Source organism: Nocardioides sp. P4_G10, from assembly GCF_056401175.1.
This window is the reverse complement of record NZ_JBFUJV010000014.1, coordinates 53,062-66,862: the sequence shown is the minus strand read 5'-3', so window position 1 is coordinate 66,862 and position 13,801 is coordinate 53,062. Positions and strand designations below refer to the sequence as shown.

Genomic DNA, 13,801 nt, shown 5'->3' with positions numbered 1-13,801 from the left:
CCCTCGGGCGCGGGACGGCCGCGGCACTAGCCTGATCCCCATGTCCCACACCTGGCCCGACGTCCTCTCCACGCTGGTCGCCGGTGACGACCTGACGACCGAGCAGGCGCGATGGGCCATGGACGAGGTCTTCGCCGGTGCGGCGACCCCGGTCCAGCTGACCGGACTCGTCGTGGCGCTGCGTGCCAAGGGCGAGACGGTGGACGAGGTCACCGGCATCGCCGACGCGATGCTCGCCGCGGCCAACCCGATCTCGGTGCCGGGTCGCTTGCTCGACGTCGTCGGCACGGGCGGCGACCGCTCCATGTCGGTCAACATCTCCACGATGTCCGCGATCGTCGCCGCCGGCGCCGGCGCGCGCGTCGTCAAGCACGGCAACCGCTCGGCGTCCTCGAAGTCCGGGTCCGCCGACGTGCTCGAGGCGCTCGGCATCCGCCTTGACCTGCCGCCGTCGCGCGTCGCCGAGGTGGCCGACGAGGCCGGCATCACGTTCTGCTTCTCCGCCGCGTTCCATCCTGCGATGCGCCACGCGGCCGTGCCGCGGCGTGAGCTCGGCATCGCCACGACGTTCAACATCCTCGGTCCGCTCACCAACCCCGCGCGGCCGCAGGCGCAGGCCATCGGTTGCGCCGACATCCGGATGGCCCCGGTGATGGCCGGCGTGCTCGCGGGTCGCGGCGTCGACGCCTGGGTCTTCCGCGGCGACGACGGCCTCGACGAGCTGACGACCACCACCACCTCGACCCTCTGGCGCGTCCACGAGGGCGAGGTCACCGAGTCGTCGCTCGACCCGGCGTCCCTCGGCATCGCCCGGGCGACCACTGAGGACCTGCGTGGCGGCGACGCCGCGCACAACGCCGACGTCGTACGACGTCTCCTGGCGGGGGAGCAGGGCCCGGTCCGGGACGCGGTGCTGCTCAACGCGGGCGCCGCCCTGGCCGTCTACGACTCGCCGGACTCCGACGTCGACTCCTCGCTCGCCGCCGGGGTGACGAAGGCTGCGGACGCGATCGACTCCGGTGCGGCGCAGGCCGCGCTCGAGCGGTGGGTGGCGGCGACCTCCGCCTGACTCAGAGCTCGAGGACGTAGGAGTCGCCCTCGCGGCGGAATCCGAGCCGGTCGTAGTAGGCGCCGACCATCTCCGGCGGTGTCACCACACGGCGGATCCCGCGGTCTGCGAGCAGGCCGCTCTTGCGCCACACGAACTCGCCGGGGGAGAAGTCGCGGTAGCGCGGCGTGACGTAGTCGAGCAGCACGTCCGCCGTCTCCCCGGTCTCGCGCAGGAGCACGACCCCCACGGTCTCGTCGCCCTTCTGCACGAGGAACGCGTCCTGGTCGTCAGCGGGGTCGTGGACGAACGTCGGGTTGAACTTCAGGATGTCCGCTCCGTGCACGCGGAGGGTGTGGCGCAGGTACTCGTCGGCGGGGCCGACCTCGAGCACCTCGAAGGCGGTCTCGTCGTGACGGTCACGCAGGAGCCGCACGATGAACCAGACGTTGATGGCGACGAGCACGGTGTTCATGCCGACCATCGGCCAGACCTCGAGCGCGGCGTTGAACACGATCAGGATCACGCACGCGATCGCGTTGAGCACGCGCAGCCGGAGGACGCTCGCCTGCAAGAGGGAGTAGACGAGCAGGGCGCTCCCGCCCCACCCGAGGACGTCGAGCCAGTGGTCGGCGAGCCAGGTCACGGCGGGAGACTATCTCCCGCCGCGACCCTCGGACCGCTACTTCACGATGTAGAGCACGAGCTTCTTCGACTTGGAGCCGAGTGTCTGGGCGGTGCCGAGGTAGACCACCTGCAGTCGGTGCTTGCCCTTCTTGAGCTTCTTGAGCTTCAGCGTCTTCTGGCCCTTGTGGATCGGGGCGAACGTGAACGACGCGACCTTCTTGCCCTTGTCGAGCACCTGGACGGTCCCGTTGGGTCCCGTCACGCCCGGCACGGTGAGGGTGATGCCGAGCTTGACCCGCTTCCCGACCTTCACTCGATCTGCGCTCAGCGACCCGGTGATGGAGGAGGACATGCGGCTGACAGCAACGGCACCGGTCGTGGCCGCGCCGTCGGCGAATCCAGCCTTCGTCGCCGAGACGACGACGGAGACGTCGCGGCCAGCGTCCTCAGGGGTCAGGCGATAATTGCCACTCGTGGCTCCAGGAATCGGCGCGCCGGTGCGCAGCCACTGGTAGGCGAAGGTCGGTGACGGCTGGGACCAGGTCCCTGTAGCTACCTTCAGCGTCTGGCCGACGGCCGCCGTTCCCGTGATCGTGGGCTGCGCGGTCGCTTGCAGGGCTCCGCCCGCTTGGACCGTCACGGGAGCGCTGGTGACGACCGCCTTCGCGTACCCCGTTCGCGTTCCCGTGACTTCGAAGGTCACCTGCTTGCCCAGGTCGGCGGCGCGCACTGTGAAGGTCGGTGCTGTCCCGACGCTCGATCCGTTGACGAGCCACCGCTGCGTGGTGGTGACGTCAGGGCTGACCCAGGTGGGCATCCCGCCAGTCAGCGTCTCGCCCACGAAGCCGGTGCCGACGATTGCAGGGGGTGTCGCCGCTACGGGGGCAGCGCCCTGGACGCCGGTGATCGCGTTGCTCGCCGACGTGGCATCGGGGGAGCCTGGGAGGACGGCGGTTGCCCGGAGGCTGATCTTCCTGCCCAGGTCAGCGGCCACCACTGTGTAGGACAGCGTGCCGTCGCCGACAGGAGTGTTGTCGCGGTACCACTGGTACGAGACGGCGCTGGGCACCTCACTCCAGGTCGGGGGGTACGCCGTCAGGATCGTGTCGAGCTGTCCGGATCCCTCGATGCGGACGGCCTGAGTTGCTCGCAGGTCGTCGGAGACCGTGAAAGCCCGCTCCGCAGCGTTGCCCATCGGTACGCCGGCGGTGTCGCGTGGCTCCACCCGCCAGGTCCACCCCCCGGACGCCAGCTTGGTCAGCGGTGCCCAGGACGTCGCCTTCGTGATCTGGCTGAGCTGCGCTCCAGTCGAGGACGTCAGCACGATGCGGTAGTCCGCCGCTCCGGCGAGCGGCTCCCAGGTGAACAGGGAGTCGCGCGGCGCGACCGTTCCGCCGACACTGGGCGAGCTCAGCGTGACGAGAGATTCGGAGATGGTGAACTGCGCCCGCGGACTCCAGCCGCCGAAGCGGTTCTTCGCGTCCTTGCGTCGCACCTGCCACTCGTAGGTTCCCGGGGACAGCGACTGGGCCGCCGTGGTCGCGGACCACTTGACCTGGTTGCTGGTCGCTGTGATCTTGGCGGTGTTGGAGCCCTGCGGGAAGACGGCCAGCTCGTAGGAAGCGGCGAAGTTCAGTGGTTGCCACGTGAGAGTCGGGGTAGGGCCTTGGGCGCCTTCCAGAGGATTCAGCGTTGGGCGAGGCGACTGCTTGTTGATGGCTCGAACTGCGCTCCAAGGAAGCGGATTGCCCATCGGGTCGATCGCGCGCACGCGCCAGTAGATGTTCCCCTCGGGATAGGTGTTGAGGTACGACGTGAAGCGACGCTGGTCGACAATCGCCGTCTCCAACGGGCTGGCGAAGGTGTGGTCGGTCGCCACCTGGACCTCGTACTCACGCGCGRTCTGCGTGGACTCTGTCGCCAGAGAGGTGCCGGTACTCGAGGCCGTGTCGTTGGTGTCGAAGTAGTCGGCCCACTCCAACGTCACGTCGTCCTCGACGGTCGGGACCTTGTCCCCGTCCGCGGGCACGCCGTCGACGACCACCACGCCGGGACCCGTCGTGTCGACGGCGTTGCTCTTCTTGTTGAAGCTGTTCAGCGGGATCGGGTTCGGCGCGCACTTGTCGTCCGCGGTGCAGGGCTGGACGGCCCAGTAGTAGGCCTCGCCCGCGTTCGACTCCTGGAGGGAGGTGGTCGGTGCCCAGATCGTGTTCTCGACCCGGAACGGGTTGCTGCCCGTGCCGAGCTGGCTGGGAGGAATCGGGTTGCTGAGGTTGGCGTTGCGGGTCACCCACAGCCGGTAGTAACCCGTGTCAGGTTCGGGATCCCAGCTGAGAACCGGCGTCTGGCGGAGGTCGGTGCAGGCGAATCCGGTGCACGCCTGGCTGGCCTTGAGCCCGGTCATGGTCAGGGCGTTGACCTGTCCAGTGACCGCCGCCGGGTTGGCGATCTCGAACGTGCCGGTTGTGGGGCTGGTGGCGATGACGCCGCCCGAAGCGTTGAGAGCGTCCACCTCCCACTCGTAGTTCGAGGGGGCCAGGTTGTTGGAGGTGGGGTCCGTACCGGCGGGGAAGGAGAACAACGGGTTGACCAGGTTCCACGCGGACGCGCCCGCGACCCGCACTCGCACCCGGTAGTTGGCAGCTCCGGCGACGGGGGTCCACGTCAACGACGGGAACCGGGCGAACGTGCCGCTCATCGGGGAGGTGATGCTGGGCGCCGATGCCGTGCCTGCGACGAGGGGCTCGACGGTGAACGTGCGTTGCGACTGTGGCAGCAGCGGCGCCCCCTCCGCGCCAGACGCGGACACGGGGACGACCTGCCAGCGGTACTCACCCGCTGCGAGGGTCGCCGGGGTGAACGAGGTGGCCGCCGTTACCTGCGAGGTAGTCCCGCCGCCACTTGTGGGGGTGTAGGACACCTTGTACTTGGCGGCCCCGTCCAGGGGCAGCCACTTCATCGTGGGTACCCGGACGCTCGCGCCGGAGGCGGGAGAGCTCAGGCTGACCCGTTCGGGCGAGTAGGTGAAGCGTGCGTCGTTGAACACGTTCTGGCTGGTCTGGGGGTAGACCAGGTCCTGCCACGTCGTGTCCTCGAACTGGTCCATCGCCGTGATCCGCCACCAGTAGTTGCCCTCGGCCTGCGGCATGCAGCCGGTGGCTGCGCTGTTCGGGGTGTAGGTCGTGTTGCGCGTGTAGCAGGACACGGTGCTGCGCGGGCTGAAGTTCTGGTCTGTTGACAGGTCGATGCGGTACATGCTGGCAAATCGCACCGGCTGCCACTCGAAGTAGAACGGGTCGCCCACCGTCACGCCGGTGTCGGAGTCGTTCGGGTTCGCCGGGTCGACGTCGCCGGGGGCCGCGGGATAGACCGGCATGGGCAGCTCGGCCCAGTGTCGCTCGAAGCGCCAGGTCGGCCGCGACGACCAGCTCGGGACGTTGCCGGCGACGTCCCGCGCGCGCACACGCCAGTAGTACTCGTCGTTGTTCAGCGACTGGGGTCGCGCGTAGGACGTCCCGGTGATGTTGAACGCATCGTGGACGATGCTGCCGAAGGATGGGTCGGTGGCGATCTGGATGTCGTAGGTTCGTGCTCCAAGGACGGGTTTCCAGTCGAGGACCGAGTCGTTGACCTTCGTCAGGTCCATCTCGGCCGGGGTCTGGCCAGGCTCCGCGGGCACGCGCTCCGCGGCCGGCAGTGCACTGACCGAGTAGCTGCGAGCGGTCGAGAAGTCGGAGAAGGTGGCTCCACCCGTGGCGGAGGAGATGCGCGCGCGGACCTTGAACCAGTACGTCGTGTCGACCTGCGGGTTCGCGACCACATAGCTCGTCGACGTCGTCGTTGCGGTCGTCTTGAGGTTGGGGTCCGTGAAGCTGCTGTCCTGGCTGATCTCCACCTGGTAGTCCTGTGCGCCCGGGACCGGGTCCCAGGTCAGGGTCGCAGGGTCACCCGGCTGGGTGAACGTCTTGCCGGGAGCGGGCGAAGTGATCGCAGGCGCGTCGTAGCCCTTGAGGCGCGAGATCGGGGTCCACGACGAGAAGTCACCCTGGACCGAGTCCTTGGCCGCGACCCGCCAGTAGAGAGTGGTTGCCGACTCGGCGGACCACGGCAAGGGCTGGACAGGCACGTAGCGCCGGTTGACCGTCGTAGCGCTCACGAATCGCTGCGCCACATCGGGGGTCCGGCTGAGCTCCACGACGTACTGCGTGGCGCCCTGGACGTGGTCCCAGCTGAGGGTCGGGATGATTGCTTCGGACGCCTCGAGGCCCGACGGAGCCGCGGGCGCGGCACTGGCTGTCGTCGGGGTCAAGGCGATCCCCAGACACAGGCCTGCTATGGCCGCGGCGCGCGCGAATGATCCGACAAGCGTTCGTGACATCCCCGGAGGTCCCCTCGTGGCGTGGCTCAGACGCCGTCACGCTAGGTCGCCCGGACGCCTGGAGTACGAGAATGGGGTCCCACTAGTCACAAATGACTAGCGGCTCCGCCTGATCGGTCGACATGAGTGCGGGCGCTACGGTGAACCCATGATCACCGCCATCGTCTTCGTGAAGGCCGACGTCGCGCGCATCCCGGAAGTCGCGGAGGCGATCGCGTCGCTGGACGGGGTGAGCGAGGTCTACTCGGTGACCGGCACGATCGACCTCATCGCGCTCGTGCGGGTGCGGGAGCACGAGGACGTTGCATCCGTCGTCGCCGACCGGCTCAACAAGGTCGAGGGCGTCACGGAGACCGAGACCCACATCGCCTTTCGCACCTACTCCCGGCACGACCTCGAGTCGGCCTTCAGCATCGGGCTCGACTGAGTTTGACGGTTCGGCCGCCTGAGGCCGCCCGTTGCTGGAAGATGTGCGGGTGTCCCCAGTTCTCGGTCAGCGATACCCGCTCGTCACGGCAGCTGCCCCGTGGCTGCTCGCTGTTGTGTTGTGGGGGTTCTTCATCAAGCTGTGCTTCTTCGTCGACTTCGGGACCGACACACACGCGTACTGGTTGGCAGGGCAGGCCACGGACCTCTACAACCAGGCGCCCGCCACCAAGGACGCATATCTCTACGCCCCCGTCTTTGCGCAGGTCATCTCGCCTCTGACCGGTCTTTCGTTCTGGGTCTTCTACGGCCTCTGGATCGGAGCCGAAGCCGCGGTTCTCATCTGGCTCGTGAAGCCCCTTCGCATGCCGTGGAGACTCTGCGTCATCGCGCTGTGCATGCCTGAGCTGATCATCGGGAACATCTACATCTTCATGGCGGGTGCGATCGTCCTCGGCCTCGCGCGCCCGGCATTTTGGAGCTTCCTGGTACTCACCAAAGTCACTCCGGGAGTCGGTGTCCTCTACTTCGCCGCCGCCCGTCAGTGGCGCCAGGTCGCCGTGGCCATGGCAGCCACCATCCTCATCTCGGCACTATCGTTCGTGGTCGCGCCCCGGCACTGGGTCGAGTGGGTCACCTTCATGACGACCCACGGTGAGGGCAAGCCGTGGCTCTTCGCGCAGCTGGCCTGCGCGGTGCTCGTCGCCGTGGTGGCGGGACGGACAGGCAGGGCCTGGCTCGTCCCCGTGGCCGTGCTCATATCGTTCCCGGTCCTGAACACGCCGGCTGCTCCCGCAGTGCTGGCCGCCATCCCGCGTCTCCTGTCCCACGGGAAGGACGCAGTCCCGGACGGCGACCAGGCGGCGCCGTCCCGCGCCTCGGTCGACGCGTGATCGCGGGGCAGGGCCGAAAGGGCGGACGCGTCACGCTCCAAGCGCTGTTGGAAGAGCTGCCCGTCGCCCTCGTGGTCGGCACGTCGGCGACGACGGTCGCCGCGATGGGGATCAGCTGGTTGGGTCAGGCCCCGCTACGGGCGCCTGCAGTGGCGCCTGCGCTGATCCTCTTGTTCCTGTCGAGCGTGGTCGTGGCGATGCGCTACCTCCTGCCGCACAGCGCTCCCGAGCGTGCATGGCTCTGCTTCGCGCCGTTCGGCTGGGTGCTGGTGGTGGGCGCAGCGTCGCTGGTGGTGGCGCGCGAGAGTCGCGTCGAGTGGTTCCTCGGCGGCGACAACGTCCGCCATCTCGCCTACGTGGCGGACATCGTCGGCAACGGAGCCCTCGACTACTCGGAGAACCCCTACCCACGCGCGTGGCACGCCCTGCTCGCCATCGGGTGGCTCAACTTCGACGGCGACGTGACTGCCGACTCGCTTCCGGGCTTCCTCGCGATGAACGCGATGGCGACGTGGGTCCTCTTCGCCGTCCTCGTCCTTGCCACGAGCAGCGCCGCCGCTGCAATCGCACGAGGTGTGGGGCTTTCGGGGCGCCAGGTGATGGCATCTGCGCTCATCGCGGGCTTCGTCGTCTCCACCCCGCGGTTCATGGCCGACACGATGGCGCTGGGCTTCCAGACCTCCGTCCTCGCGGCTGTCGTCCTCGCTGTGCTCGCTCGCGAGTGCGTCATCGAACGCGGGTCATCCGTTCGAAGGGCGTTGGTCCTCACGAGCTCGGTCGTGCTCATGGCGCACACGTGGCAGCTCCTTCTGCCGGCTGTCGTCCTCCCTGCCCTGATCCTGATGTGGCGCAGCCGGGAACCCGATCCGGCAACCAGCGTCAAGGTGCTCCTGCTGGCAGCTGCCGGCGCGGTGGCGTGCTTTCCGCCTGTCGTTGCCGTTGTCACCGGTTTCGGTGCCGGGCACGCGTCCCTCCACGGTGTTGTCGGATCGCCTCCGTGGCTGAGCCTGGGTCTGTCCCTCGTCGCTGGGATGAGCGTGCTCCCACGTTTGACGCGTACGTCTGCGGTCGCCGCCTGCACTGTGCTGGCAGGCCCGACTCTCGTGGCCATCGGGATCGCAGTTGCGTTCTCGATCCCCTTGGAGGCCTACTACCCCACGAAGCTCCTGTGGCACTCGGCCGTGATCGGGATCATCCTCATCGCGCCCTGTTCGGTGATGATGAGCAGGGCTGCCGCTGTGCGGGTGCTCCCCGTGCGCCTCGCAGGAGCAACCCTCACCTTGGCCGCGACTGCGTTCGTCCTGTGGGGCCTCGTGACTCCGCTAGGGTCACAGCTCGGTTGGTGGTCCACGGTCGACTCGTCGCGGGTGATCCGGGCAGCGGTTGCGCCTGGCTCGGTCGAGGCCCACGGCGTCTGGCTGGATACTCCGACGGAGTCGGCCGTGACGCGAACCCTCCTCTCGATCCTCCGTGGTGAGGCGGTCATCGACGATCGGCCGAGCCTTGCGGACGAGTGCGCGGCGCTGCGTACGGCGCGCGAGCCCGTCGTCGTCAGTGCGCGTTCCACGACTGCCACTGTCGACCGGTACGACTGCGTGGACGGACTGCTCGTCGTGACCGCCTCGGGGTGAGCGACTGCAGCAGCTGTCTCCTCGTGGACCCGTCGCCTCGAGGGACCTGTGGTCAACTTCGGGCCTGGGACGGCCGGGACGTCGGTCCGACCGGTCATCGGTGCGGCCGGTGCACCGGTGACGGCAGGCGCTGCTCGTCGAACGGCACCAGCGAGAGACGGGACTCGTTGGCCGCGTCGTAGACCGCGAGGTGGCGCGCTGCGCCGCCGAGGGGGCAGACCCACTCGCCGTCGACGTCGACGAGGCGCACGCCCGGTGACTCCAGCCAGCGCAGGATCTTCTCCGACTCCTCGGCGGTCGCGGCCGGCACCGGACCGGGCGCCCCGCTGACGGTCTCCGCGCTCGCGGTGAGCTCGCGGACGTACTGGTGGGCGTCGGCACCCGGCGGGATCACGCCGGCTGCGGCAAGGCGTCCGTGGCGCACGACGTGCACCGACCAGCGGCCGCTGTCCTCCCGCCGGGCGGCGACGATCTCCTGGCAGCGGGTGAGCGCCGACAGCCGCTGGGTGCGGGCGGCGGCGCGGACGAAGGTGGCCAGACGGTCACGGTGGATGCCGGCCTCCTCGAAGCGCTCGCGATCGGCCAGTGCGGTCATGCGCTGGTTGATGGCCTCGACGACCTCGTGGGGGCTGCGCAGCAGCGTGTCGCGCAGCTGACGGACGATCGCTGCGTAGGTCGAGGCGTCGGTGGAGCCGTCGCAAGGAGACAGGCACCGTCCCATCTCGGCGAGGACGCAGGCCGACCGGGAGGGCGTCAGGGGAAGCCGTCCGCTGCACTGCCGGACGGGGAAGGTCTCGTGGAGGGCGGCCAGGCACTTCTCGGCCGTCTTCTTCGAGGAGAACGGACCGAGGTAGTCCGCGTCGTCGTCGAGCACCTTGCGCACGAGGGAGAGACGCGGCCAGGCTTCGCGGGTGAGCTTGAGGAAGTGCACCTTCTCGGGGAAGCGGGAACGGCGGTTGTACTTCGGCTTGTGCTCAGCGATCAGCCGCAGCTCCCGCACCTCGGCCTCGAGCGGCGTCGCGCACTCGATGCCCGTCACGGACTCCGCGAGGCCGACCATCTCGCCCATCCGGGTCCGGGTCTCCGAGGACGTGAAGTAGGTGCGCACGCGGGTGCGGAGGTCCTTCGAGGTCCCGACGTAGAGGACGCGCGCCCGGTCGTCGCGGAAGAGGTAGACGCCGGGGGAGTGGGGCAGGCCCTCGGCGAGGTGACGCTTGCGGCGCTGGGCGGTGCTGACCCTGGCCGAGAACGTCTGGAGCTCCTCGAGGGTGTGGACGCCGAGGCCGCCGAGCCGTTCCATCAGGCCGTGCAGGACGTCCACCGTGGCCCGGGCGTCCGAGAGCGCACGGTGGTTGGGCGTCGTGGTCGAGCTGAACACCTTGGCCAGCGACGACAGCTTGCAGTTGGGGGCTTCGTCGCGGGTGATCACGCGCCGTGCGAGCTTCGCCGTGTCGAGCACCTCGAACTTCGGCCACGGGCGTCCCTGCTCGCGCGCGAAGTGCTGGAGGAACCCGACGTCGAACGGTGCGTTGTGCGCGACGAGGACGCACCCGGCCGCGAAGTCCAGGAACGCGGGCAACGCGGTCTCGATCGGTGGGGCGTCGCGGACCATGGAGTTGCTGATGCCGGTCAGCACCGCGATGAACGCCGGGATCTCCGTGTGCGGGTCGACCAGCGTCTGGAACTCGCCGAGCACCTCGCCGCCCCGGACCTTCACCGCGCCGATCTCCGTGATCATCGACCCGGCCGCAGCGGAACCGCCCGTCGTCTCGAGGTCGACCACGCAGAAGGTCAGGTCCCGCAGCGGCCGCCCGAGCTCGTCGAAGCTGCGCTGCGCCTCCCAGCGGGACCTCTCCCGCGTCGGACGGTGGGCGGTGGTGCTCATGTCCGACGACGCTAGACGTGGGATCCGACATCGGGGCCGCGGCGCGCGGACTACGCTGACCGCGCCCGCCCACCAGGGGCGGCCACCGACGACCGAGGAGACCTCCGTGCCCGAGCAGACCAGCGACCTCCGCGTTCCCGGCGACGGCGAGCGGTGGCGTTGTGCCGGCTGCGGCAACCTCACCCGCTTCGACGTCACCCGCACCCGTCGTACGACGGAGTACTGGCACTTCGACCTCGCGGGCGAGCACCAGGTCGAGGAGGAGACGGTGCGTTCTGAGGCGGTCGAGTCGGTCTCCTGCCGCTGGTGCGGACGCAACGACGCCATCGAGGTCGTGGATCGCGCCTCGGCGGACACGTCCGCCGACCCGGCCGCCGGATGACGGGACGTCGGTGACCGACCCAGCGGCCCTCCCGGAGCGGCTGCGCCTGCGGGTGGTCGCACTGGTCTCGGCGGTCCTGCCGTCGGTCGCACCGGTGCCGCCGTCCCTCCGCAAGGTCGCCGGCTTCGCGCCGGCGCGCCGTGCCCGGCTCGGCGGGTCGGCGATCTGGGCCGCCCTCGATGACGCCGCGTTCCGCGAGCACGCGGCGGTGCAGGTCGCGGTCGTACCGGCCTCTGCGGACGACCCGGTCGACACCGCCGCGCGCGCGTGGCTGGCCAGGGACGAGGGCTGGGAGTCCGTCGTCGCGGAGGTCGCCGGCTCCCTGGGCGAGCACGAGGAGCGCGACGAGCAGGCCCACGCCGAGCACGCCCGCCTGACCGCGCAGGTGGCAGCGCTGCAGGCCGAGCTCGGTGCCGTACGCGCGGAGCACCGCGAGGAGCTCGAGCGCGCGAAGGCCGACCACAAGGTGCTGCGCCAGAGGCTGGGCGAGGCACGCGGTGTGCTGCGTGCCGCCGAGCAGGCGAGGGACGAGGCCCACGCCGCCCGGGACGAGGCCCTGGCTGCTGCAGCGTCTGCGACCCGCACCGCCGAGGCAGACGTACGACGACTGCGCGCCCAGCTGGAGGAGGCCGAGGCCGGCCTCGCCGCCAGCCGACGCGAGACGCGGTCCGAGCGCGACGCCGCGAGCATCCGGGCGCGGCTCCTGCTCGACGCGGTCGTCGACGCCGCGACGGGGCTGCGGCGCGAGCTCGCCCTCCCCGCTGTCAGCGGCGCTCCCGGCGATGCCGTCGAGGCCGCCCTGGCAGGCGTGGAGGCGGCGCCCTCCTCCAGCGCGCCGGCCACACCCGCGCTGCTCGAGCAGACCCTCGCGCTGCCGCGGGCCCGACTCGTGATCGACGGTTACAACGTCACCAAGCAACGCTGGCCCAGCGCGAGCCTCGAGGCACAGCGCAGCCGACTGGTCGCTGCGCTGGGGCCGCTGGTGGCGAGGACGGGGGCGGAGACGACCGTGGTGTTCGACGCAGCGGAGTCCACGGTGCGCACGGCGATGCCGGCGCCCCGCGGCGTCCGCGTGGTGTTCAGCCCGGAGGGCGTCATCGCCGACGACGTGATCCGCCAGCTGGTGGCAGCCGAGCCTCGTGGGCGGGTGGTCGTCGTGGTGACCGGAGACCAGGCAGTCGCGCGCGACGTGGCACGTGACGGAGCGAGAACCGTTCCCGTGGCGGCGCTGCTCGGCGTGATCGCCGGTTAGCCCGACACGCCGGCGCGCGACACGCCGCGGAGGCGTTGTCGGTGGCCCCTGTCACCGTTCGGGACATGACGACACGGATCGATTGCGACACCTGCGTGGTGCGTGGGCTGCACTGCCACGACTGCGTGGTGACGGTGCTCCTCGGCCCACCACCCGAGCTGACCATTGATGACGACGAGATGGCGGCGCTCGACGTGCTGGCCTCAGGTGGCCTGGTGCCGCCCCTACGGCTCGTGGAGCCGGTGAGCGGACCTGTGGTCGAGTCCGCCTGACCAATCCGGTCAAGCCGCTTCGCGCCGGACTGATGTCGGCGAGGATGGCCGGCGTGGACACGACGGGCGAGCGTTGGCGGCTGACGCACCTGCCGAGCCTCGACGGCCTACGTGGCCTCGCCATCGTCCTGGTGATGCTGGCGCACACCCAGGTCGGCGTCCTCCACGCGGCGGGCACCGTCGGCGTCACGGTGTTCTTCACCCTCAGCGGCTTCCTCATCACCGGACTGCTGCTCCAGGACATCGAGGATCATGGAAACGTGAGGCTGCGTCGTTTCTTCGCCAGGAGGGCGAGGCGGCTCGCTCCTGCGCTAGCCCTCTTCCTGGCGGCGATGGCTGCGCTCGGGGTCGTCTCCGAGAGCCCGGTGGTTCCCGGTATGCGCGACATCCTCGGTGCGGTGTTCTACGTGAGCAACTACACGGGCGCCATGGCAGCCCGGGACACGGTGATCCTCCACACCTGGTCGCTCGCCGTCGAGGAGCAGTTCTACCTCGCGTGGCCGTTCCTCCTCATGGCTCTGCTCCGATGCGCGCGCGGACGGTGGCTGGTGCCGTGCGTGGTGACGCTCGCCCTCGTCAGCGTCCTCGGACGCTTGGTCCTGTGGGACGACGGCTCGGGGTTCCTCCACGTCAACTACGGCACCGACATGCGCGTCGACGGACTTCTGATCGGGTGCCTGGCAGCGGTGCATCTCTGGCGTCGAGGGCCTACGTGCTGGTGGGCCGGCACGTCGGTCGTCGTCGTGGCGGCCCTGGCCGCCATGTCACTCGCCGGGCTGGCGTGGGAGATGCTCGCGGTCACGACCTTCGTTCCACTGCTGACGGCGCTCGTTCTCATGCATGTGGCCGCGGGTGGAGCCACGTTCTTGGCGTCATCCCCGTTGGTGCTCCTCGGGCGGCGGTCCTACGGGCTCTACCTCTGGCACTATCCGCTCTTCGCGCTGGCCAGCCTTGCCCCTCCCGGCCAGAAGCTGGTCGCCTGGACGATCGTCCTCTTCGTCACCGGA

10 protein-coding genes and 1 pseudogene are annotated in these 13,801 nt (G+C 69.7%); 8 read left to right on the top strand and 3 right to left on the bottom strand.

Annotation, left to right across the window (positions count from 1 at the left end; all coding sequences use genetic code 11):
- Positions 1-40 precede the first annotated feature (40 nt).
- Complete coding sequence (trpD, locus tag AC1DP1_RS15030; RefSeq protein WP_477507492.1) at positions 41-1,069, top strand: anthranilate phosphoribosyltransferase; 1,029 nt, start codon at positions 41-43, stop codon at positions 1,067-1,069.
- Position 1,070: 1 nt separating this feature from the next.
- On the opposite strand, the gene AC1DP1_RS15025 is transcribed toward trpD, so the two are convergent.
- Together AC1DP1_RS15025 and AC1DP1_RS15020 are read right to left on the bottom strand one after the other, a co-directional pair.
- Positions 1,071-1,694: a hypothetical protein gene (locus tag AC1DP1_RS15025; protein WP_477507491.1), complete on the bottom strand. Its 624-nt coding sequence runs from the start codon at positions 1,692-1,694 to the stop codon at positions 1,071-1,073.
- A 36-nt stretch (positions 1,695-1,730) separates the two neighbouring features.
- Positions 1,731-5,984, bottom strand: a complete 4,254-nt coding sequence (locus tag AC1DP1_RS15020) for a hypothetical protein (protein WP_477507490.1) — start codon at positions 5,982-5,984, stop codon at positions 1,731-1,733.
- A 217-nt stretch (positions 5,985-6,201) separates the two neighbouring features.
- Between AC1DP1_RS15020 and AC1DP1_RS15015 the strand changes: the two genes are divergently transcribed.
- From AC1DP1_RS15015 to AC1DP1_RS15005, 3 genes are read left to right on the top strand one after another with little or no spacing between them, the layout of a single operon-like run.
- A complete protein-coding gene (locus AC1DP1_RS15015; RefSeq protein ID WP_378543193.1) occupies positions 6,202-6,480 on the top strand; it encodes an Lrp/AsnC family transcriptional regulator in 279 nt (92 codons plus the stop codon).
- Positions 6,481-6,511: 31 nt separating this feature from the next.
- A complete protein-coding gene (locus tag AC1DP1_RS15010) occupies positions 6,512-7,372 on the top strand; it encodes a glycosyltransferase family 87 protein (RefSeq protein WP_477507489.1) in 861 nt (286 codons plus the stop codon).
- A gap of 47 nt (positions 7,373-7,419) precedes the next feature.
- On the top strand, positions 7,420-9,003 hold the full coding sequence (locus tag AC1DP1_RS15005; protein WP_477507488.1) for a hypothetical protein: 1,584 nt from the start codon (positions 7,420-7,422) through the stop codon (positions 9,001-9,003).
- Between the two features lie 94 nt (positions 9,004-9,097).
- Here the strand turns inward: AC1DP1_RS15005 and AC1DP1_RS15000 are convergent, their stop codons facing one another.
- The gene (locus AC1DP1_RS15000; protein WP_477507487.1) at positions 9,098-10,888 is read right to left on the bottom strand and encodes a DEDD exonuclease domain-containing protein; all 1,791 of its coding nucleotides are present in this window, start codon (positions 10,886-10,888) and stop codon (positions 9,098-9,100) included.
- Positions 10,889-10,994: 106 nt separating this feature from the next.
- Here AC1DP1_RS15000 and AC1DP1_RS14995 point away from each other — a divergent pair, with 106 nt between their 5' ends.
- The 4 genes and pseudogenes from AC1DP1_RS14995 to AC1DP1_RS14980 form a co-directional block, all read left to right on the top strand.
- Entirely contained in the window at positions 10,995-11,270 is a 276-nt protein-coding gene (locus AC1DP1_RS14995; protein ID WP_457185347.1) for a hypothetical protein, read from the top strand.
- A gap of 10 nt (positions 11,271-11,280) precedes the next feature.
- Complete coding sequence (locus AC1DP1_RS14990; RefSeq protein WP_477507486.1) at positions 11,281-12,522, top strand: NYN domain-containing protein; 1,242 nt, start codon at positions 11,281-11,283, stop codon at positions 12,520-12,522.
- Positions 12,523-12,587: 65 nt separating this feature from the next.
- On the top strand, positions 12,588-12,794 hold the full coding sequence (locus AC1DP1_RS14985) for a hypothetical protein (protein ID WP_477507485.1): 207 nt from the start codon (positions 12,588-12,590) through the stop codon (positions 12,792-12,794).
- A gap of 32 nt (positions 12,795-12,826) precedes the next feature.
- Positions 12,827-13,759, top strand: a pseudogene (locus AC1DP1_RS14980) (acyltransferase family protein); the annotation flags it as partial.
- Positions 13,760-13,801: the final 42 nt, after the last annotated feature.

What these genes read in the sequence shown, in the direction of transcription:
- AC1DP1_RS15000 (WP_477507487.1), bottom strand. Translation starts at nt 10,888, where the DNA reads ATGAGCACCACCGCCCACCGTCCGACGCGGGAGAGGTCCCGCTGGGAG.
- trpD (WP_477507492.1), top strand. Translation starts at nt 41, where the DNA reads ATGTCCCACACCTGGCCCGACGTCCTCTCCACGCTGGTCGCCGGTGAC.
- AC1DP1_RS15015 (WP_378543193.1), top strand. Translation starts at nt 6,202, where the DNA reads ATGATCACCGCCATCGTCTTCGTGAAGGCCGACGTCGCGCGCATCCCG.
- AC1DP1_RS14985 (WP_477507485.1), top strand. Translation starts at nt 12,588, where the DNA reads ATGACGACACGGATCGATTGCGACACCTGCGTGGTGCGTGGGCTGCAC.